Source organism: Mucilaginibacter sp., assembly GCF_039925265.1.
Taxonomy (GTDB): domain Bacteria; phylum Bacteroidota; class Bacteroidia; order Sphingobacteriales; family Sphingobacteriaceae; genus Mucilaginibacter.
The window spans coordinates 69462-90764 of the sequence record NZ_JBDSZG010000050.1 but is presented as its reverse complement, the minus strand read 5'-3'; the positions used below and the strand labels follow the sequence as shown (position 1 = coordinate 90764).

The 21303-nt window shown below is 45.4% G+C and carries 24 protein-coding genes; 11 read left to right on the top strand and 13 right to left on the bottom strand.

Annotated elements, in window-relative coordinates:
• Positions 1–15 precede the first annotated feature (15 nt).
• From ABIX36_RS23220 to ABIX36_RS23200, 5 genes are all read left to right on the top strand, one after another.
• On the top strand, positions 16–813 hold the full coding sequence (locus tag ABIX36_RS23220; protein WP_348084554.1) for a hypothetical protein: 798 nt from the start codon (positions 16–18) through the stop codon (positions 811–813).
• Between the two features lie 20 nt (positions 814–833).
• The gene (aroA, locus tag ABIX36_RS23215; RefSeq protein WP_348084553.1) at positions 834–2204 is read left to right on the top strand and encodes a 3-phosphoshikimate 1-carboxyvinyltransferase; all 1371 of its coding nucleotides are present in this window, start codon (positions 834–836) and stop codon (positions 2202–2204) included.
• A gap of 82 nt (positions 2205–2286) precedes the next feature.
• Positions 2287–3381, top strand: coding sequence for a chorismate synthase (gene aroC, locus ABIX36_RS23210; protein WP_348084552.1), 1095 nt, complete (start codon positions 2287–2289; stop codon positions 3379–3381).
• A 130-nt stretch (positions 3382–3511) separates the two neighbouring features.
• Positions 3512–4651, top strand: a complete 1140-nt coding sequence (locus tag ABIX36_RS23205) for a serine hydrolase domain-containing protein (RefSeq protein WP_348084551.1) — start codon at positions 3512–3514, stop codon at positions 4649–4651.
• Positions 4652–4729: 78 nt separating this feature from the next.
• Complete coding sequence (locus ABIX36_RS23200) at positions 4730–5974, top strand: MFS transporter (protein WP_348084550.1); 1245 nt, start codon at positions 4730–4732, stop codon at positions 5972–5974.
• 303 nt (positions 5975–6277) lie between these two features.
• Here ABIX36_RS23200 and ABIX36_RS23195 read toward each other — a convergent pair whose 3' ends face one another.
• Positions 6278–6451, bottom strand: a complete 174-nt coding sequence (locus ABIX36_RS23195; RefSeq protein WP_348084549.1) for a hypothetical protein — start codon at positions 6449–6451, stop codon at positions 6278–6280.
• A gap of 277 nt (positions 6452–6728) precedes the next feature.
• Between ABIX36_RS23195 and ABIX36_RS23190 the strand changes: the two genes are divergently transcribed.
• Complete coding sequence (locus ABIX36_RS23190; RefSeq protein ID WP_348084548.1) at positions 6729–7358, top strand: HAD family hydrolase; 630 nt, start codon at positions 6729–6731, stop codon at positions 7356–7358.
• A gap of 40 nt (positions 7359–7398) precedes the next feature.
• Here the strand turns inward: ABIX36_RS23190 and ABIX36_RS23185 are convergent, their stop codons facing one another.
• Together ABIX36_RS23185 and ABIX36_RS23180 are read right to left on the bottom strand one after the other, a co-directional pair.
• On the bottom strand, positions 7399–7908 hold the full coding sequence (locus tag ABIX36_RS23185; protein ID WP_348084547.1) for a DinB family protein: 510 nt from the start codon (positions 7906–7908) through the stop codon (positions 7399–7401).
• Positions 7909–7912: 4 nt separating this feature from the next.
• Positions 7913–8929 (bottom strand): glycosyl hydrolase, encoded by a 1017-nt coding sequence (locus ABIX36_RS23180; RefSeq protein WP_348084546.1) that lies wholly within the window; start codon positions 8927–8929, stop codon positions 7913–7915.
• Between the two features lie 139 nt (positions 8930–9068).
• Here ABIX36_RS23180 and ABIX36_RS23175 point away from each other — a divergent pair, with 139 nt between their 5' ends.
• Complete coding sequence (locus ABIX36_RS23175; protein ID WP_348084545.1) at positions 9069–10592, top strand: L,D-transpeptidase family protein; 1524 nt, start codon at positions 9069–9071, stop codon at positions 10590–10592.
• Between the two features lie 118 nt (positions 10593–10710).
• On the opposite strand, the gene ABIX36_RS23170 is transcribed toward ABIX36_RS23175, so the two are convergent.
• Complete coding sequence (locus tag ABIX36_RS23170; RefSeq protein WP_348084544.1) at positions 10711–11517, bottom strand: murein L,D-transpeptidase catalytic domain family protein; 807 nt, start codon at positions 11515–11517, stop codon at positions 10711–10713.
• 268 nt (positions 11518–11785) lie between these two features.
• Positions 11786–12364 carry a nitroreductase gene (locus tag ABIX36_RS23165; RefSeq protein WP_348084543.1) on the bottom strand — a complete coding sequence of 193 codons (579 nt, stop codon included), beginning with the start codon at positions 12362–12364 and terminating at the stop codon, positions 11786–11788.
• 156 nt (positions 12365–12520) lie between these two features.
• Between ABIX36_RS23165 and ABIX36_RS23160 the strand changes: the two genes are divergently transcribed.
• Positions 12521–13774, top strand: coding sequence for a dicarboxylate/amino acid:cation symporter (locus ABIX36_RS23160; RefSeq protein WP_348084542.1), 1254 nt, complete (start codon positions 12521–12523; stop codon positions 13772–13774).
• Positions 13774–14118 (top strand): hypothetical protein, encoded by a 345-nt coding sequence (locus ABIX36_RS23155; RefSeq protein WP_348084541.1) that lies wholly within the window; start codon positions 13774–13776, stop codon positions 14116–14118. The genes ABIX36_RS23160 and ABIX36_RS23155 overlap by 1 nt, the downstream gene beginning before the upstream one ends.
• Before the next feature lie 29 nt (positions 14119–14147).
• Here the strand turns inward: ABIX36_RS23155 and ABIX36_RS23150 are convergent, their stop codons facing one another.
• Together ABIX36_RS23150 and ABIX36_RS23145 are read right to left on the bottom strand one after the other, a co-directional pair.
• Entirely contained in the window at positions 14148–14447 is a 300-nt protein-coding gene (locus ABIX36_RS23150; protein ID WP_348084540.1) for a HigA family addiction module antitoxin, read from the bottom strand.
• Positions 14448–14457: 10 nt separating this feature from the next.
• A complete protein-coding gene (locus ABIX36_RS23145; protein ID WP_348084539.1) occupies positions 14458–14736 on the bottom strand; it encodes a type II toxin-antitoxin system RelE/ParE family toxin in 279 nt (92 codons plus the stop codon).
• A 76-nt stretch (positions 14737–14812) separates the two neighbouring features.
• On the opposite strand from ABIX36_RS23145, the gene ABIX36_RS23140 reads away from it, so the two are divergent.
• The gene (locus ABIX36_RS23140) at positions 14813–15136 is read left to right on the top strand and encodes a hypothetical protein (RefSeq protein ID WP_348084538.1); all 324 of its coding nucleotides are present in this window, start codon (positions 14813–14815) and stop codon (positions 15134–15136) included.
• A gap of 13 nt (positions 15137–15149) precedes the next feature.
• On the opposite strand, the gene ABIX36_RS23135 is transcribed toward ABIX36_RS23140, so the two are convergent.
• The 3 genes from ABIX36_RS23135 to ABIX36_RS23125 are packed head-to-tail and all read right to left on the bottom strand — an operon-like array spanning position 15150 to position 17314.
• Positions 15150–16043: a sterol desaturase family protein gene (locus tag ABIX36_RS23135; RefSeq protein ID WP_348084537.1), complete on the bottom strand. Its 894-nt coding sequence runs from the start codon at positions 16041–16043 to the stop codon at positions 15150–15152.
• 4 nt (positions 16044–16047) lie between these two features.
• Positions 16048–17106, bottom strand: coding sequence for a 3-dehydroquinate synthase (gene aroB / locus ABIX36_RS23130; RefSeq protein ID WP_348084536.1), 1059 nt, complete (start codon positions 17104–17106; stop codon positions 16048–16050).
• Position 17107: 1 nt separating this feature from the next.
• Positions 17108–17314 (bottom strand): RNA-binding S4 domain-containing protein, encoded by a 207-nt coding sequence (locus ABIX36_RS23125; protein ID WP_128533335.1) that lies wholly within the window; start codon positions 17312–17314, stop codon positions 17108–17110.
• Between the two features lie 164 nt (positions 17315–17478).
• Between ABIX36_RS23125 and ABIX36_RS23120 the strand changes: the two genes are divergently transcribed.
• The gene (locus tag ABIX36_RS23120; RefSeq protein WP_348084535.1) at positions 17479–18648 is read left to right on the top strand and encodes a proline dehydrogenase family protein; all 1170 of its coding nucleotides are present in this window, start codon (positions 17479–17481) and stop codon (positions 18646–18648) included.
• A gap of 145 nt (positions 18649–18793) precedes the next feature.
• Here the strand turns inward: ABIX36_RS23120 and ABIX36_RS23115 are convergent, their stop codons facing one another.
• From ABIX36_RS23115 to ABIX36_RS23105, 3 genes are all read right to left on the bottom strand, one after another.
• Positions 18794–19270 (bottom strand): DinB family protein, encoded by a 477-nt coding sequence (locus ABIX36_RS23115; RefSeq protein WP_348084534.1) that lies wholly within the window; start codon positions 19268–19270, stop codon positions 18794–18796.
• A 5-nt stretch (positions 19271–19275) separates the two neighbouring features.
• Entirely contained in the window at positions 19276–19908 is a 633-nt protein-coding gene (locus tag ABIX36_RS23110) for an HAD family phosphatase (RefSeq protein ID WP_348084533.1), read from the bottom strand.
• A 202-nt stretch (positions 19909–20110) separates the two neighbouring features.
• Positions 20111–21217, bottom strand: a complete 1107-nt coding sequence (locus ABIX36_RS23105; protein WP_348084532.1) for a GDSL-type esterase/lipase family protein — start codon at positions 21215–21217, stop codon at positions 20111–20113.
• Positions 21218–21303 lie beyond the last annotated feature (86 nt).

Sequence of the window (21303 nt, the reverse complement as noted above, 5' to 3'; positions counted from 1 at the left end):
GTTACAACAAAGGCAATGGATAAGAAAAGATTATTAGTAGTAGGTTTAGAACCCGCAGATGTACAGGCCATTAAGCAAGGAATTGGCTTTGATTATTTGATAATGCATTGCGATGTTTTGCCAAAAGTACAGCTTGTTGAAGGGCAGTTATTTGTAGAAAGTACTACAGTACAGGGGAAATTCCTCCGTGTTGATGCTGTTATCTTTCACGGGATATTTGAACACGACTTTGATTTTATAACCCTACTTGCGTTGTGGAACGGGCCGTGTTTGCCAAACGCTATGGCAATGATGGATTTGCGGCAACGCATACCTGGCTTGGCAAGGGCGTTGAAGGCCTCAGTTTTTTCGGGTATTAAACGAGGAATGGTTATAGGGCAGGATAGTTATTTTACCGAAACAGAAAGCGTTGCAAAATGGGGTATTTGGCATTGCGGCGAGGATAAAGAACGATTTGCGGGCGACTGGCAAAGTAAAGAGTCGTCTGTTATTGAAGCGTTTATAACAGGCGAAGCCGTGAGGATAATGATAATAGGCGATAAGGCCTGGCAAATAGAACTCACTGGTGATACTTGGCTAAAATCTATCCATAACGAAGGATCGGCAGAGATGCCGATTGACAGTGACTTACTTGCCGATAGCAAACATATCGCTGAGCATTTTGCGCTGGAGATAGTCGGGGTAGATTATATGGTTGCGGCCAATGGGCAGAAATATTTGCTGGAGGTGAACCATATCCCCAATGTGACGGTATTTAGCTTTGTAAATGAAGCATTTATTGAATTTGCAAAAACATGGGTTGCACTCAATTGAACTACCCAAACGAACTAAAAATGAAGCATAACATCATACTTACCAAAACAGGCAGATCGGCCAATGGAACGATACAACTCACGGGATCTAAAAGTGAGTGTAACCGGGCATTGATCATTGAGGCGCTGAGCGATGGTAAGGTAAAAGTGGAAAACGTGTCTGATGCGGCGGATGCCGTTTTATTAGCCGGGATTCTGAGGAAGACGAAAGCCGAAAGTCAAAAGTCGAAAGTTGAAAGCCCGGAGGTAGTTGTGGGCACAGATGAAGTGCATGAGGTTGAAGTGATAGACGAGAATCTTTCGTCTTCCGGCTATGAACCATCAACTATTAACCATGAACCAAAAACCGTCAACATCGGTCCCGCTGGTACGGCCATGCGTTTTTTAACGGCGTACTATGGCATCGGGAATGAAGAAGTAATATTAACGGGCAGTGAGAGGATGAAGCAAAGGCCAATAGGTATATTGGTTGATGCGCTGAGGACGTTGGGTGCCCAAATTGATTATGAAGAGCAGGAGGGGTATCCCCCTATCAAACTTAAAGGCAGCTTTGAGCAGCAAACTCGTAAGATCAGTATAAAAGGTAATATCAGCAGTCAGTATATCACTGCCCTATTACTCATCGCTGTCAAGCTGCCTTTTGGTTTGGAATTACATATCGAAGGCGAGTTAACCTCGCGTCCTTATGTAGAAATGACGTTAGCTATGCTTAAGGAGGCAAATATACTGCACACCTGGGAGGGGAGTGTCATTTCTATACCAAATCAGGAGTTTGCAACCACATCGTTACACATAGAACCGGACTGGAGCGCGGCATCTTACTGGTACGCTATAGCGGCGCTAAGCGATGAGGCGGAATTATTTCTGCCCGGCTTAACCTCGTATAGCTTGCAGGGCGATAGCGTGATCACCGAGATAATGGCCAACTTTGGCATCACCTCGCAGTTTAAGGATGGCGGCGTGCATTTAACCAAAGAAGTTAAGCCCATCTTCCGCAAGATCTTTGATATGAAGGAATGCCCGGATCTGGCGCAAACCGTTATTGTGGTATGCGCGGCATTGGGCCACGAAGCAACCTTTACCGGCTTGGAAACTTTAAAAATTAAAGAGACCGACCGGATTCTGGCCCTGCAAACCGAACTGGCAAAAATTGGCGTTAAGCTGATAGAAAAAGGGCAGGTTTACAAACTGGATTGCAGCGAAAAGCAATTGCCGCAGCGCATGTTTATAAGCACTTACCACGATCACCGCATGGCCATGGCTTTTGCGCCGCTGGCCATCCTGATTCCCGAACTGGAAATTGAAGATGCCGATGTGGTAGGAAAATCGTACCCGGCGTTCTGGACAGATCTGGCGAAGGTGGGGTTTCATGCGAGCCCCCCAACCCCCTGAAGGGGGAGCAGGAGTTTTAATCGGGCTTAATTTATAAATTCACAATACAAAACATTCCCCCTTCAGGGGGTTAGGGGGCCACATGGCAGGTAACTCATTCGGGCAATTATTCAGAATAACAACTTTTGGCGAATCGCATGGCGAGGCTATCGGCGTAATAGTAGATGGCTGCCCGGCGGGCTTAACCGTAGACCTTGATTACATCCAGGGCGAATTGGATAAACGTAAACCCGGCCAAAGCAAAATAACTACGCAGCGCAAAGAGGCTGATACGGTGAAGATCCTTTCGGGTACGTTCGAGGGGAAAACCACCGGTACGCCTATCGCCATGATCATCCCTAATGAAGATCAGCGATCTAAGGATTACGGGCACAATGTAGACGTGTTCCGCCCATCGCATGCCGATTATACCTACCATACCAAATACGGTATCCGCGATCATCGCGGCGGTGGCCGTTCTTCTGCCCGCGAAACGGCGGCACGTGTTGCAGCCGGTGCGCTGGCAAAACTATTGCTGAAAACGCAAGGCATCGAAGTGCTGGCCCACGTGAGCAGCGTTGGTAAAATTGATGCGCCAAATGTGAGCATTACCAGCGCAGAAGAATTTTTAGCGGAAAGAGAGAAGAACATCGTCCGCTGTGCCGACCTGGCCACTGCGGAGGAGATGATAGAATTTATCGACAGCATCCGCAAGCAGGGCGACACCGTTGGCGGTAAAGTGAGCTGCCACATTCAAAATTGCCCCGTGGGCCTTGGCGACCCGGTTTTTGATAAATTGCATGCCGACCTTGGTAAAGCAATGCTCAGCATCAACGCCGTACATGGTTTTGAATTTGGTTCAGGCTTTGCAGGCAGCGAAATGCGCGGCTCGGAACATAACGACATCTTTGTAAAGGACGAGGCGGGTAAAGTAACTACCATCACCAATTTCAGTGGTGGCATCCAGGGCGGTATCAGCAATGGTATGCCTATCGATTTTAAGGTAGCCTTTAAGCCCGTGGCCACCATTATGCACAACCAGCAAACGGTAGATAGCGAAGGCAACGCCGCCGAAATTTCCGGCAAAGGCCGCCACGACCCTTGCGTGGTTCCCCGTGCCGTACCTATTGTAGAAGCCATGGCCGCGTTGGTACTGGCAGACCATTGGTTAAGGAATAGGGTTTCGCGTTTAGATTAGTAAGAAAGCCCTTAATATGGATAGTGTATAGTCGCGACTTTAAGACTTCCACTTGTCATGTGGCAAAAATCTCGCTCGTCTGTATCTTTATAGATAAAAACTTCTACCTTGAATTTTCAATGAGGTTGTTATGAAAATCTGGTTCACGTTATTACTGTTATTCCTTATTAGCAACGCTGTAATTGCACAGCATCCTGCAAATGAAGCTTTGCCTTCCGGCTACCTACCGCAAAATATAAAGGCTGTAGATAGCATTGTAAATGCTTTTATGTGCAAATATGATGTGCCGGGTGTGTCACTGGCCATTGCGCAAAACGACAGCCTAAAGCTACAACGTACCTATGGTTATGCCGATAGCGTAAAAAAGCAAAAGCTTAATGCTGTTTACCGTTTCCGTATTGCCAGCGTAAGCAAGCCTTTTACGGCTACCGCTATCATGCTGTTGGTGCAGCAGGGCAAATTGCGCTTAAGCGATAAAGTATTTGGCAGAGGCGCGGTGCTGGGCACCACTTATGGCAAAAAAAATTACGCCAAGTGGGTTACAGCAATTACCGTTGAGAACTTATTAGAGCATTTGGGCGGCGGTTGGGGCAATCGCGATAACGACCCGATGTTTATGCATCCCGAACTATCACAAGCCCAACTTATTAGTTGGACGCTGGATAACCAGCCGCTCAGCCATGAACCCGGTACCGATTTTCTATATTCTAACTTTGGATTTTGCGTGCTGGGTCGTGTAATTGAAAAGGTAAGCGGGCTGAAGTATGCCGAATTTGTCCGTAAGAACGTGCTGGTCCCATCAGGAATTAGCACCATGGAGATAGGCGGCAATACTTTAAGCGAGCGTAAACTAAATGAAGTTTATTATTACGATAAAGACGAAAGCCCTTACACTATGGATCAGCGGCGTATGGACAGCCACGGTGGCTGGATAGCCACACCTACCGATTTGGTGAAGTTTGTAGTTAGGGTAGATAAATTCCCGCAAAAGGTTGATATCCTGCAACCAGTTACGCTACAATCCATGTACACGGCATCAACAGTTGAGCCAACTTATGCTAAGGGTTGGGCCGTAAATAAAGCAGGTAATTACTGGCACAACGGCAGCCTACCCGGTGAGCAGTCCATTGTTGCCCGTACGCATCAGGGTTTCTGTTGGGCAGTAATGACCAACACCCGTAAGGAAGGCGATTTTGGTTCAGAACTGGATGAACTGATGTGGAAGATACGTAGTGCAATTAAACAATGGCCCAACTACGATAAGTTCTAAACTAAGTTATGGGGACTATCCGTAAATCGTGGTCAATAATTGTTAACGAATAGCCGCTTAAATATAAATCCTGATACCGTGTCAATACTGCAACTATATAAAAAAGCTTACAGCGGCTTGTGCCGCAACAACTGGTATTTAAGCATCGTAATGCTTATTAACCGGGCCGGGACTATGGTGGTGCCTTTCCTCACGCTTTACTGCATCAATCAACTGCATTTCACGGTTAGCCAGGCGGGTATCATCATGGCGCTTTTTGGGCTGGGTTCCATCATCGGCGCGTACATCGGCGGCTGGCTTGCCGATAGGATAGGTTTTTACGATATGCAAACAGGCACCCTGCTTGCCGGCGGTTGCATGTTTATCCTGTTGGGTTTTCAAACCACGTTTCTGCACATGGCTATCGGGGCATTTATGCTGAGTTTCTGTAACGAATCTTTCCGGCCTGCAAATTCTATGGCCATTGCCTTTTATAGCAAGCCCGAAAATAAAACGCGTTCTTATTCATTGCATCGGCTGGCCGTTAATCTGGGCTGGGCAGTTGGTGCGGGCACGGGCGGCGCTTTGGCGGCCATTAACTACCATTTGTTGTTTTGGGTAGACGGATGCACCAACATCCTTGCCGCGCTGATGCTGCTGAAACTCATCCCGCGCTCAAGTTTCACAAAGGCAGCAAAGGTGATTAGTACTGCCGTAGCAACCGTTTCGGCATATAAGGATAAAACCTACCTGCTGTTTATCGGCCTCACCACTTTTTTTAACATCTGCTTCTTCCAGTTCTTTTTAATGGAGCCCGTGTTTTATAAGCTCGAATGGCATTTTAGCGAAAGCCTTATCGGCTTTTTACTTGCCCTCAACGGCATTTTGATAGTAGTGGTAGAAATGGTGATGATCAACTATCTCGAAGGTAAAAAGCACCCCCTGATTTTCATCGCCAGCGGCGTTGCGGTTACCGGCATCGGTTACGTGCTGCTCAATTTTTTACCGCCCGGCGTAGCAGCGGGGTTGCTCGTAGTTGTTATTATCACCTTTGGCGAAATGTTAAGTATGCCTTTTGGTACTTCCTTTTGGGTAACCCGCTCATCAGAGCATAACCGCGGTCAGTACGCGGCGTTGTATACAATGTCGTGGTCGGCAGCGCAGGTTATCGCGCCCGCTTTGGGCAGCCAGGTGATACAGCATGGCGGTTTCCGGGTATTATGGTGGCTGCTGGGAGGTATTTGCGCGGCAGTTACCATAGGCGTTTTGCTGATGTACCGCTTTAATGCCGAAACCAAAGTAGTGGCCGATATTAAGCTGGCCAAAGCGGAGATGGGGGAGTAGGGACACTTTTATTTTATTCCCTCCCCAAGCTACTGTGTGCCTACATTTTTTACAATTAAGCAAAATTCTATGTCCCGTTAGGGATTACCTGTTTGTAGTTTATAAATAAAACATTTAATTGCCCCGTTAGGGGTTACCCAAACCGAGTGCTGTGTCTAACTTGCAAATTAGGGGTAGCACCTAAAGTGCACAATTAATTCCCTGGCAAAATTCTACAAACAGATAGCCCCATGGGGCAAATATAGGATGTGTGTACATGGTAACTCCCCAGGAAGTATATAAAAAGCTGCTATGGCTTGCGGGTTAAAGCCCCCGAAAAGTCGTCCCCACCGCCAGTACGATAAAGCCGATCATTACCAGCGTAAAGCTGTATAACGTTAAATATGGAACTGCTATTAAATGGCCAATAATACCGGCGATGCCGCAGGCTAAGCCAATTATCCAGGTGATTCTTTTTGGGGCGGATGGGTTTGTCATGATGAAAGGTTTACGTGTCTGTAAATAATTAATTGTGAATGTGTTAGGAGGGTAACGCAATGGGTGGCAAAAGGTTTTGCCAAACAAATAATATCTATACCCTTCACGTGAAATACGTCATGCCGATTTAGTTCAGCACCCCACATGCAAAGTCGGCATGTGCAAGGCGGCTTTGTATGTGGCTGCCTGTCCAGTGGGGTCCTGAAACAAGTTCAGGATGACGTTAATTGTTGTTTTGTGACTACCTGATTTAAAATCCATCCCTATCTTTACCCCTATGAAACGCGTACTCATCCTCGATCTTGATAACACCATTTATCCCGTAAATTCCATCGCTCACCACCTATTCGGTAAACTATTTAGACTGATTGACGAGCAACTGGAACCCGGCGACAGCGATATGGTTAATAAAGCAAAAGATGAGCTTACCCGCCGCCCTTACCAGCATGTAGCCGATGAGTTTGGCTTTAGTGCCGAACTAAAAGCAAAAGGGATGGAAATGCTCAGCAATATCGAGTTTACAGATGCCATGCACGCTTTTCCCGAGTATGCAGATATACGTTCGATAGATATTGATAAATACCTGGTCACAACCGGCTTTACCAAACTGCAATTAAGTAAGGTAAAAATGCTGGGCATTGAGGCCGATTTTAAAGGTATTTATATTGTTGATCCCGAGCTTTCCGGCCAAACCAAAAAAGATGTTTTCGCAATGATCATGGCTGATAACGGGTATACTGCAGAAGATGTATTAGTAATAGGCGACGACCCCAAATCAGAAATAAAAGCAGCGATAGACTTAGGCATCGATACCTTCCTTTTTGACCCGGGCGATAAGCATACCGAGGCAACAGTAACGCATAGAGGAAAGGATTATAAAGAGGTGCTGAGGATAGTAGGAAAATAAGGAAGTAACACGGTGTTCAACCAGGCTATTAATCTACTCCCTACTCACCCCTCACTACCCTCACCGTCACCAGCAACTGCCCCAAATGCCGCATGGTATGCTCCGCCGAATGCGTATAAAGCCCGATAACCGTAGATGGCAACTTTCCCCTGCCCACTGGCCGGTAATCGCTTAGAGATGCTGTATCAACCCCGCTCAATTGAGTCAGTGCCGCATCTACCTGCTTGTTAAAAGCCTCCACCAAATATGGAGTAGTGTATGTTTTATTGGTCGGCTTGCCCTCTTTGCTTAGATACTCCAATTGCCCGGGCGTAAGTATTTCATTTTGTGCATAAGTAAAAAGCCTGTTTAAAACACCCGTGAGGTGTTGTAAATGAAACCCAGGTGATGCCATACCCGCTACCTTTTCCCACAGTAATTCATCAGGGAAATCCGTCATCAATTCATTCAACTCTTCGCGCGCCTGCAATAGGGCGTGTGCTACCGGCTGCAATAAAACGGGTATTTCAGGCAGGGGGCCGCGTAGCCAAACTTCGGGTTGGGTGCTCATGGGGTTAGGGCCTGGTGGCGAGCTTGGCCTTCACATCATCGTGGTTAAGCGTTTGCGGCAGGTTGTATATTTCCTTTGCGCGGCCTTTGGGGTTATCGGTCCAAAGCCAGCTGGTCCAGGTCATAAACCAAAGCCATTTTGGCTGCGCTTTTAGCACCTGCGGATTAGGGATCTCGCCGTTTTCCGTAAGCGCTATAGGTTTCCCGGCAGCCAGGGCAAGCAATTCGTTATAGTCGCTTTGCTCGTAATCGAAGTGATAAACATCTGTACCTAAAATATCTACATAATTAGCGCCCGGGTAATAATCTTTATAATGATATGCCTCATCCTCAGGGATATCGCGCAGGCTGTTGGCACCCCATATCCAAATTAAGTTATTTAAATGATGGTAATTGGTGTACCTGTCGTACATCATTTTGTAAAGCTTGGCAATGCCATCGGGGCCTTTTTTGTTTCCCCACCAAAACCAAACGCCGTTCATCTCGTGGTAAGGGCGCCAAAGAACTGGCACCTTAGCATCTTGTAATTGCTTCAAATAACCGGCAATAACATCTATTTGGGCCATCCATTTTTTGTTTAACGCGGTGCCGGGAGTGGTTAGTTCCGTCCATTGCGCAGGTGTTAATTTCCCTTGCACACTTTCTTTCCAGCCGTAGGGTGGGTTGTCAATCGGCCTGCCCTGGTGCCACATCAGGGTAACCAAATAGCCCTCGCGCGATTTTTTTATCGATTCGTTTACAATGTTCTGCCCAAGGTCTTTATCGCCCCATAAAATAAAATCGGTTCCCCAAAGCGCAGGGTACTTGCCGGTAATGGCCTTTGCCGAATCGGAGAATACGTTCAGATCGCTGTTATAATTATGCTGGCCCGATAGGATATGCTTACCGTTTATTTCGTACAGGTAGGCCAGGAGGTCGGTAGCTTCTTTACTGGCATTTTTATTTACTGGTTTAAAAGTTTGCGCCATTGGGCTGCAGGCAACAAGCAGTAAAATAGGGATCAGGAATACTATTTTTTTCATACGGTTGAACGGGCTTTATCGCCGGAAATAAACGTTTTAAACGAAATTGGAATTGTGGTATAGCTATTGCTATATGCAACCAAAATTAATATTATAATTCATACCGATGATAAACTTCAACTTAAAAAAAATCTCTCTTATGCCCGCGCTGCTATTGTTTGCAGCTTTGTTGTTGGTGTGCCAGAGTTGTAAAAAAAGCCGGTCGGATCTGGGCGCGCAACTTTATAAAAAAACCAAGAACAAGGTTTTTAAAGACGCCACCCCCGAAGGCCTTGCCGATGTATTTAAACAGGTTTTGGTTGACGAACGCAAAAACATGACCAACCCCAATCTCATCACCGCTTATTACGAGCAAAACGATTATGACCCTGCCTTTGTAGTGGATCATATTTTTAATGGCGATGTAGATCTTACAGCCAATTACTTTGAAAAAGTAAGCCAGCATGGCTTGGACCCCAAGATGTTCAATGCCGATAAGATAAAGGCGCTGGTTGATAAATTCCAGGATAAGAAAGCGATCAAAAACCTTGATGAAGCCTACCGCGATATCGCTTTGCTGGAGATCACCACGGCAAACTCACTTATTAATTATTCTAATGCGTTACAATATGGCATTTTAAGCCCGCGTAAAATATACGAGCGCTATTTTACCGAAACCAAACGCCCGGATAGCGCAGGCATGTCGAAGATCTTTTACATCACCAACATGAAAGCTTACCTGGATAGCATCCAGCCTAAAGACCCGCAATACTTGGCCTTACAAAAGGCTTTGGTGGATGGCAGCACAGCGCCGGGTATGAGCAAAGAAGAAACAACCCGTTACCTGGTTGCCAACATGGAACGCTTGCGCTGGAAGAACAAACCAAGCCAGGCAAAATACGTGATCGTGAACATTCCTGATTACCGTTTAGATGTAATGGAAAACGGCCATTCGGTATTAAATATGAAGGTGTGTGTTGGCGAAGGGCGTAATAAGGATAAACAAAATTCGCTGGTAGATTATGACGAAAGTGATAAAATAGACCGCCCTTTTAGCCGTGAAACCCCACAGCTGAACAGTATGATCCACAGTGTACAGGTTAACCCGGTTTGGAATATCCCGGAAAGCATAGCCAGTAAAGAAATTATGGTAGAAGCTGCTAAAGACCCTTACTATCTGGATAATAAAAATATTGATGCTTACGAGAATGGAAAGAAGATAGAAGACCCCGAAACTATAGACTGGGCATCCGCGCCGAAAGATAAATATGAGTTTAAACAACGCCCCGGTGATGATAATGCATTAGGGAAGATTAAATTTCTTTTCAATAATAAAAGCAGCGTTTACCTGCACGATACCCCGGCTAAAGAACCATTTAACTGGGCAATGCGCGCGGTAAGCCATGGCTGTGTACGTCTGGGCGACCCACAAGGTCTTGCGCAACAACTATTTGGTCAGGGTGCTACATTTGACAGGATTACCAAAGCAATGGGCGAGGATAACCCGGAACCAACTACCATTGGTGTGCCTACCAAAATGCCGGTTTACATTACGTACGTAACTTGCTGGGCAGATAGTAGCGGCATTATCCAGTTCCGCCCGGATGTTTATGGGTTGGATATAGTGCTATACGGCCACCTGCAAAAGTTTTTACCAACTACAGATCAGTTAGCGAAATTGTAGATATGAGACGTTAGATATGAGATAAGAGTATAATTCTAATCTGTGAAATCTATAACAATAATAAAGCCCGGTATCAGAGATGATACCGGGCTTTATTATTTATAATTGGTTAGTAGTATTAAAGGCTGGCAACGCGGCTCGAATCTACTTTCGCAGTATCGATACCAGCGGGCATCAGGTAGTTTAAAGGAGCACTTTCATCTAAAAATTTAGATGTATAATTGCTGCTGTTTCCATTGATAAATAGCATTGAATGTCCTTTAATGGTGTTGATAACCAAATCAGAAACGGCTGGGCTTACTGCCGGGCAACCAAAGCTGCGGCCTAAGCGGCCAATAGCGTTAATAGTACCCTGGCTTACATAGTCAGCGGCGTGTACAACAATACCACGTGCTAAAGCTCCGCTGTTGATGCCCTGATCTAAACCGTTAAGGCGTAAAGAACGACCGTGTTTGCCCATGTAAACATCATCGGTTAAGTAAAAACCAAGGCTGCTCTGGTGCGATTCGTTATTGTTTGAAAAAGCGGTTGCCATATCATTACCACTGCCTTGTCCGTGAGCAACAAGAGTGTTCAGTAACAGGGTTTTGTTAACCACGTCGATGATCCACATCCGTTTTTCGCGGCTCGACTTATTAAAATCGATCACGGTTATAATATTGCTGTTTTTGGGCAGTTTGTTGGCCAGTTTCAGGTTTAAATAGCCGGTGATCGCTTTCTGAAACACGGCAACATCCATACCCGATTGCTGCAATTGTGCAGCCTGGTAAATATCGTTTACGTATTGCGCAAAATATTCTTTCGCGCCTAACGTAACTGCCGATTTTACCTCAATATTTTTTGACGCGTTTGAAGGTTTCCAACTGATAACAGTTGTAGAAATTAACAATAAAACGCAGATAGTCCACCAAAGATTCTTTTTCATAATTTATACGGTTTAATCCAATAATTTAATCAAGTCAGGGAACGCAGGTACAGGATTTGTTGGTTTACAAATTGTGATTTGTTAGAACAAATATACGCAATATAGGTAAAAATATTGTCATTGCAAAGCAATCGTATACTTTAAGGATAATTTGTTTCAAATTGGTTAATTCAAATAATTGGTGAAAAGGAAAAAGCCCCATTCAATTCCTTCTTAAATAAGGAATTGAATGAGGCTTTTTTATACGTAGGGAGCCTGCGTATTGTTGTTATTTATTCCAGATAATCTTTTCCTCTATCGGAATTTTGCGTACACCGGCTGGCTGGGTTTCGGTATAACCTAAATAGATAACGCCTAATACGCTGTCTTCTGTGCCCAGGCCGAAATGTTCTGCGAATGCTGGTTTTAAGGCCATGCCTCCGGTGCTCCAAAACGCGCCGATGTTTAAGGCAGTAGCGCCTAAAAGCATATTTTGCACTGCGCATGATGCCGCTATAACCTCCTCGAACTGCGGGATCTTTGGCAGATCGCCACGTTTTTGGTAGGCAATAACCACGTGCGATGTATTATTACCCTGGCTGCTTAGGTTAGCAAAGGTGGTGGCGTTAAAAGTTTCTTCGGTAGTGCCGGCTTTGTAGATCTCGGCGTGCTGCGCGCAATATTTCAAAGGCTCTTCAAATACAATGAAACGCCATGGCTCGGTTAAACCGTGGGTAGGCGCCCAGTCGGCAAGCTCTAAAATGGAGGCCACATGGCCGTTTGGTATTTTATTACCGTTCATGGTAGACGGCTTGATGGTGCGGCGTGCCTTGATATTGTTGGCAATGGTTGCGAAAGTAGTTTCCATAGTATATTATTGTGCTGAGGCGCAAAAGTAGCAAAAATGGGCTTTGATCGGGCCAAAAAAGGTATATTGAATTGTCAACCTTTAAAAAATCTGCAAATATTATGGAGGGGTAGCTGTAGCCGCGATTTAATGCGATAAAATTTTTACCTTTCACCAATGCCGGTTACGGCAAGCACTACTGATATGAATAACTGGATAAAAAATTATAGCGGGATTATTTGGCTGCTTACGGGGATCCTCGTCGGCTCCATAGTGGGCGTTGTACTTGGTAAAGATGCTGAGGTATTAAAACCCATCGGCGATATTTTTCTTAACCTGCTGTTTGTAGCCGTGATCCCGCTGGTTTTCTTCGCTATTGCATCGGCTATCGCCAACCTGCAGGGTACGCAAAAGCTAAGCCGAATTATGGGTGTAATGACCGCGGTTTTTCTGGGAACGATATTGGTGGCTGCTATATTAACCATTATTGCTTTATGGATACTGCCGATTGGCAACAGCATGGGTGCCGCGTCAGTGGATCTATCAGGCGAAGCCGGCAAAAAATTCACCGGCGATTCTGTTGTGCAATTATTTACCACCAGCGAATTCTTCAACCTCTTATCGCGTAAGAACATGCTGGCCATGATCATCTTTGCCATATTAGTGGGCTTCGGCGCATTACGGTCGGGCGATAAAGGCAAAGCATTTGCCGGTTTCTTAAACTCCGGCAATGAGGTATTTAAACAAGTGTTCATCATCATCATGAAAGCGGGCCCGGTTGGCCTGGGCGCATACTTTGCATACCAGGTGGCCGTTTTCGGACCGAGCTTATTTGGCACTTATGCCCATGTTTTGGGGATCGGCTATGGGGTTAGCCTGTTTTTATACGCTGTATTTTATTCGCTTTACGCTTTTATTGCCGGCGGTATCAGCGGCATCAGGCGTTATTGGCGTAATAACATCATCCCGTCTGCCACGGCTGTTGCAACCTGCAGCAGCATTGCTACCATCCCCGCTAATTTAGATGCGGCCAAGAAAATGGGCGTGAGCAACGTAATAGCCGGGATCACTATCCCGCTGGGTGGCACATTGCATAAAGATGGTTCCAGCATATCCTCTATATTAAAAATGGCGGTTGTTTTTGCCATGTTCGGCAAAGGCTTTGATAGCGCGGGAGTAATCGTTATTGCCCTTGGGATGACCGTTTTGGTAAGCATTGTAGAAGGCGGCATCCCCAACGGCGGGTATATAGGCGAATTGCTTTTTATATCAGCGTATGGCTTCCCGCCTGAAGCACTGCCACCGGCTATTATTATTGGTACGCTAATAGATCCTGTTGCTACCTTGTTAAACGCTACGGGCGATACCATAGCAGCCATGATGATAACGCGGTTTGCTGAAGGGAAGTTGGTGGCGGAAGAATCTTTGTAATGAATAATATAGGGCGGACTCTCTTTATTTTTTTAACCCTGTTGCCTTTAATGGCAGAAGCTCATGGAGAGGAAATACTTGCTGTTTTTATCCCGGCGGTTATGGCCGGAGTGTTATTTGTGATGTTGTTGTTTGTGAGGTTTCCGGTAATTACAAGGGTAATATTATCCATCACTTATTTCATAACTTTTACCGCGATGTTTTTCTTCGCTGATAAGTTGCCATTCGAGGATAGCGATGCTGCAATTTGGGTAATACTCGTGTTTCCGGTTTTGACAACCATAGCGCTTTACTACGTTTTCAAAGCTAAAGGATTAGGTAGAGCTCAGAAACATACTAAATAGCGTAACTGTTTAGCAGGGGGTTACAAAAACTAAGCGCTTTTTTTGTAAAAATGCCGGATACCGGCGCGGTCTATCTTCCGCTCCGCATGCCACAATTCATAGTTGTTTTGCAGGTTCACCCAAAATTGGGCAGAATTACCGAACGCTTCGGAAAGCTTTACAGCTAATTCCGGGCTGATACCCAAATGGCCGTTAATTACGGACGATAGGTTTGCCCTTGCCATGTTCAACCCTTTAGCTACTTCGGTGATTGTTAAGCCACGTTCAGTAATGAACATCTCCTTCAGTATTTCGCCGGGGTGCGATGGTGGTAATCCTCTTTTTAGCATGGTGGTTGTTTTAATGATAATCTATATAATCAACATCGAAGATACTGCCGTCTTCAAAACGAAAGATGATTCGATAATTGGCACTAACTTTCATCGACCAGTAGTCTTTCATATTTCCAGTCAGCTTATGTATTCCAGAACCAAGCTGCTTGATGTCATCTTCAGATGATACGGCATCCAGGGCTGTTAAGATTCTGGCGATTTTAGATAACTGTTCGCGCGGCAATTTAGCGCTATTCCCATCCTCATAATAAAGTCTTAAAGCTTTGCTATCGATGGTTTCAATCATAATACAAATGTAACATGTAGTACTACATGTTACAATAGAAATTTGAAAATGTTATATTAAATAATACATTTAGAAGATGAAAACCCCAAAAATAACCTTGTCAATAATTTTCCTGATTCTGCCGTTGTTGGCAAGCGCCCACGGCGAGGAAGCTTTATTAACCGGGTTTATTTATGTGGTTTCCGTTATCGTATTTTTTATCAGCCTGATATTTATTAATCTGCCTGGGAAAAGTAAAGGCCTTTTAGCGCTGTCTTATTTTGGTGCCTTTGTCGTTACTGTTATTATTGTGAACAGCATGCCTTTTATGGATCATATGGCGCTGATAAACCTTATATCGGTTTTTTTGCCGGCAGCTGTGGTTGCCTGCGTTTATCACCGATTGAAACCAGCATCATAATAATTTAGTTTCTTTAAACTTCTTTCTCATTATACTCCCGCTGCATCGCCCTTGCTGTTTGCGTGCTACCGTCGTGGCTCCAGCCGGGCGGGTTAACAAAATATAAAAGCTTGTTCTTTAATCCCGGCGCGTGTTTTACATCGTGCAGTAACGCTTTCCATTCGTGGAAGAGGATATTTACCGGCCCCAAATCCTCCGGCTGGTGGGTAAGCCCGTATTTTACAGGTTCGGCAGGGTCTTCGTCATGGAAGGTGCCGAATAGCCTGTCCCACACAATAAACATCATGCCCATATTTTTATCGAGGTAGGGGATGTTGCTTGCATGATGCACCCGGTGATGGGCCGGTGTTACAAAAATATAGCCGTACCATTTGGGCAGCGGGATGTGGTATTGCGTATGCACCAAATTGCCATATAGCTGCGTAAGCAGGTAGGCGTATAAAATATCCACCGCGGTAAAGCCAAACAGCGCCAGTGGCATGTAAAAGAAAGTGCGGTATAACGGTTCGAACACGGTTGAACGGAAGCCTGTACTAAAATTAAAATGCTCCGAGGAATGGTGGGTTACATGCATGGCCCAAAATAGCCGGCAGTAATGCCCGGTATAATGCAGCACCCAGTACAAAAAATCTTGTGCTACCACCAGTACAAACCAATACACAAACAGGTTATTTATCTGCACAAATCTGAACTGGTAAGCAAAGTTCAGCAGAAAGAAAGCCATGCCGTTTACCAGCAGGTTCATGAAAAAAGCAAGCGTAGTGAGGTAGATATTGGTAAGCGTGTCCCTCTTTTCGTAGTAGTGCCGGTTTTCGCGATAGCTAAACCACATCTCGGTTAAAGTAAGGAGTACCAGCAAACCTACCAGTATCGCTACAGCTTCGTTTCGGGCATCTAAAGGGGGCATTTTTCTATAAAGTAGTGTAATATCTCAAACTGTCGCAAAGTTCTTGCTCAGTGCAGATATTATCAATACTGTATTGCCCAATGCTTGTCAGCAGGGTGCAATTTATTTGGCCGTTCTGATTTTTCTTATCGTTCTGCATGAGTTGGAACAATGCAGAATAACAATCATCGGCTATAGAATGTTTAGGATAAAGTTTACCAAATACTTCAGCTATCTCCGCCAGTTGCTCATCAGGCAGGCCAACTTTTTTATTAGAGAGCCAGGCCTCGCACACCATACCAACAGCAATGGCTTCGCCATGGGTGAGCGGGTTGCTGTCGTTCAGCATAGAATAAGTTTCTACCGCGTGACCAACGGTGTGCCCAAAATTTAAAGCCTTGCGGATGCCTTTTTCGTGCGGGTCTTCAATAACCACTTCGTTTTTTATTTCTACCGAACGGTGTACCAGTTCTATGGCAGGCAGACTAAGGTCGCTGGTTTTTAGTTTATCCCAGTAGGCGGCATCGCAGATCAGGCCGTGTTTTAGCATCTCGGCAAGGCCGGAAAGGATCTGGCGTTCGGGCAGGGTTTTAAAGAAATCGGCCACCATAAACACCGCTTTTGGCTGTGTAAATGTGCCGATGATGTTTTTGATGCTATCCAAATCCACACCGGTTTTGCCCCCAACGGAAGCATCCACCTGCGAAAGCAGGGTAGTGGGCACCTGTACAAAATCGATACCTCGTTTGTAAGTAGAGGCCACAAAACCACCCAGATCGGTAACTACACCGCCGCCAAGGTTTATCATCAGGGCTTTACGGTCGGCACCAAAATCTATCAGCATCTTCCAAACGCCTATGCAAAAATCAAGGTTTTTGCTCTCCTCGCCCGCATTTATTTCAATGATATCAAAATTGTCCGCCTCGCCAAGGTATTGCTGCAACAGGGGCAGGCAGTGTACTGCTGTGTTCTCGTCGGTTAAAACAAAACTGCGGGAGTATTTGCCCTCTTTTATAAAATTAACCAGCTGGGTTAAGCTGTCTTCGAAAAATATCTGGTAGCCGTCGCTTTGTATTGTGTTCATATTATATCACCTTGATCTGCTGACCTCTGAATTCAACCAAATCGCCGGGTTTAACTTTCAAGCGTTTGCGGTAATCTATGGCACCGTTATAACTTACCTCGCCATATTGCACGGCTATTTGGGCTTCGCCGCCGGTTTGTACCAAGCCGGCCGCTTTTAGCAGTTGTATCATGGGGATATAGTCGCCGATTACCTTAAATTCAATCATGGGTGGCAAAAATAAACTATTCGTGCAATAATGGGTTATCATTTTATAATTTTGCAGCCTGTTGGCAGTTAATAGTTCATGGTTAATAGTTCATAGTAGCCCGCAGCTGCCATGAACCATCACCTATGAACTATGAGCAATCAGCCATCAACCATGAACTATAGATGAATAACAAACTGTCCTTCGAAAATACCGAGATCGCTTTTAAACACTCCAGCAATACCGACCTTAACCGCGCCTACTGGCTGTTTAAGGTTATCAACGTGAATTTTTTGGTGAAGATAGGCCCTCCTATCACCAACTTTTTTATGAAGATAGGCATGCCTATCAAAAGCCTCATCAAAGCCACCATATTTAAACATTTTTGCGGCGGCGAAACCATTGAGGAGTGCAACAAAACCATAAAAAACCTGGCCGATGGCGGCGTAGGTACCATCCTCGATTATTCGATAGAAGGAGAGGATGATGAGTCTGTTTTTGATAACACCCGCGATGAGATCATCCGCACCATTGTGCGGGCGTCTAAAGATAAAGCCATCCCCCTTACCGTATTTAAAGTTACAGGCGTTGGCCGTTTTTCTTTGTTAGAGAAACTGGATGAAGGCCTGAAACTGAATATGGACGAACAGATGGAATGGCAAAAAGTGCAGGATCGTGTGCTGGAGATCTGCGAAATGGCCCACTCTGAAGGTGTACCTGTGATGATAGATGCCGAAGAAAGCTGGATCCAAAAAACCATCGACCACCTGGCCATTAACATGATGCGCTTTTTTAATAAAGAACAGGCTATTGTTTACAATACCTACCAAATGTACCGCCACGATAAGCTGGCCTCCATTATTACCGATTTTACCGTTGCCGAGGATGAACGCTTCATTTTAGGCGCGAAAATAGTGCGCGGCGCTTACATGGAAAAGGAACGTAAACGGGCCGAAGAACGCAGCTATCCATCACCAATACAGCCGGATAAAGCCGCCACCGACCGCGATTACAATGACGCCCTTGTTTTTTGTGCCGACCATGTAGATAAGATAGCCATTGTAGCCGGTACCCATAACGAGGACAGCTGCCGCCTGCTTGCCGACCTGCTCGACGAGAAGAAAATAGCCCACAATAACCCCCACGTATATTTTTCTCAACTGCTGGGCATGAGCGATAACCTGAGCTTTAACCTTGCCGATGGCAGTTACAACGTAGCCAAATACGTGCCCTATGGGCCTATAAAAGCCGTGTTGCCATACCTGTTCCGCCGTGCGCAGGAGAACACCGCTATTGCCGGGCAAATGAGCAGGGAGCTAAGTTTGATCGTCAAGGAAAAGAAGAGAAGGGGGTAGAAAGATTTCGAATTTCGGATTTTTCCTCAAGCGTCATGCGAGGAACGAAGCAATCTCAGAACTTTGCATAACGGCCTTGCAATCGCCGACCTGCCTATCAGAAGATTGCTTCGTTCCTCGCAAAGACGAGGTGGTTAAGCGATTATTACTCCCTCACCACATCCGTATCAACCGGCACATAGCCCAATTGCCGGCTCATATTTACCACCTGCCCTTTGTGATGAAATTCATGCGTGATAGCGTGGGTAAATACCTCAAAGGGCGACCGCGTTAGCTGGCTGCCATCCGGCCGTGTGATGAGGATCTGCTGATCGAATGAATTGGTGAAATGATGCAAAAAATCATTCATCACAAGGTCTACCTGCGCGTATGCGTTGCGTACAGCGGGCAGGTCCTGGTGCTCGTCGTTTTTAAAGAAGGGGCGCTGTTGCTCCATCAGAGATTTTGATAACCAAAACAAGTAGCAGTTGGCCACGTGCATCAATTGCGTTATCATGCTTTCGTTATTGAATGTTGCAAGCGGCGTAAGCAGATCTTCCGTTTTTACCGTTTCGCAATAATCAAACAAAGCCGTACGGGCGGAGAGTAATAACTGGTATTGATGCAGCAGGGTTGTGTACATAGGTGCTAAATTAAATGTTCGCGTTTGGCGAAAGCCTGCAGGGTATCGGGCACGGTCATTAAAAAGGTTTTTATGCCTAATGTTTTGGCTGCTTCCAGGTGCTGCGGACTATCGTCTATAAACAACGTTTCGGCGGCAATAAGGTTGTTCTCTTTAAGCACTTGTTCAAAAATATGCCGCTCGGGTTTACGTTTGCCAACCAGATGTGAGTAATAGGTTTTCTCGAAGAGATGCTCGTTATTATCAAAACCAAATTCATCTTTCAGATACTTCATGATGTAGGTGTAATGAATATCATTGATATTACTGAGCAGGAAAGTGCGGTATTTGTCTTTCAGTTTCAATAATAAGTCGTGATTGCCGGGGGCGATGCCTAATAAAAGGCTGTTCCAGGCATCGGTGATCTGCTGGTCGGTAACCTCGGCATTGCCTATCTTTTTCTTTACATAGGTACGAAACTCATCAGCGGTAACCTCGCCACGGTCGAATTTATCAAAGATCTGGTCCTGCTGGCGGTGGCCGAAAAAGCCTTCGGCATCGGTAACGCCCAGTTTTTTAAAAGCCTGCTGCGCGATGCGAAAATCAATGCTGAAGATAACGTTACCGTAGTCGAATATGATGTTTTTGATGTTTTGCATAAACATTTTGTAATTTGATGGCAAATATGTGCAAACGGCTTTAAAATTCTGTTGCGCATAAAGCCAAAATTAAACCTTTAATGCCATGCTGAGCAGCAAAAATGGTCAATTATTACTCATGCCTTCACTTTGCCTGCGGGCATTTATAAGCCTCAGTCTTTTACGAAAGCCGGTTGCCGGCTGGATGGATTGAAATCCCCTGCTAATCTTTTAACAACTTCTTGAAGAAGGGGTTAAGCTGCTCCGCTAAAATAGCATGGTCCTCCACGCTGGGGTGCCCGCTGCAACCGCGTGGATCCATCGGCGGGAAAAAGAAGGTGGCAACGGGTTTATCTTTAGGGTAAAGCGCGTCAATTTTGGCTTTGATGGATCTCAGGCAGTTCTCTAACATTTTACCGGATTCACCCTTTACCATTGGGCTGCTTAATAAAGCTATCTGTGCTTTAGGATATTTAGTTTTTACCAACTGAATAAATTTTACAAAGTTGCCTTCATAAACCGCGGTATCAAAAGGTTTGCGTGGGTGTACGCGATCGCCTTTACTGATATCGTTTGTGCCTAAAGCGATGCTTACAATTTTGGGGCTGTAGGTAGTAAAATCCCATTTCTGCTGCCCACCCACCTGGAAATCTGCATTCTCATAAACCTGCGGCATAGACGGGCTATCCATATTCCAGGTGCGGTAAATGCCGATGCCGCTTACGCTGCTTAAAATAAAATTGGTTTTAAGTGCCCGGGCCACCCTTGGGCCGTAGGCCATATAAGCGTTATGCTGATCGTGGTAGGCACCCGTGCCGCACGGCACTTCAGAAGCATCTGCCGCTGCACCACAGGTAATACTATTGCCAATAAACTCGATCAGGGGCAGTTTTTGTACCGATAAGGGCGTTATTTTCTCGGCAGCGATCTTCTCTATAATTATTGCCCCGGTATGTGCCTCGGTGGCCTTATAGATCCAGATGGTGTGCTTGCCGGGTGTGGTAGTTATTACGATAGGCGCTTTTGAGTTTCCGTTTACGCGTAGCCGTTTTTGATAAACGCCATCCAGCTCGTATTGCAGGTAATTATGCGCACTTGCATCGGCAAGGCTTACGTATAATGCGCAGGTTTCGCCGGTAAAGCTAATACCAAAATGCACTGCCGAACTTATCAGTTCCAGGTTATGCTGCTGGTTATACAAATAGCGCCCATAAGGCTTTAATTGTTGGGCGGTTAGTGTATCGGCTTTAATAGTTGACTGTGCATCGCACGATCCTAATAAAAAAAAAGCGATAAATGATAGTATAAATAAACGCAGCCGAGGTGCCATAGGTGTGAATAATTGGTGGATACAAGTATAAGACCTGCAGGGAATAAACCCAAACGCGTAGCTTTATTTGTAAACAAAATGCTAAT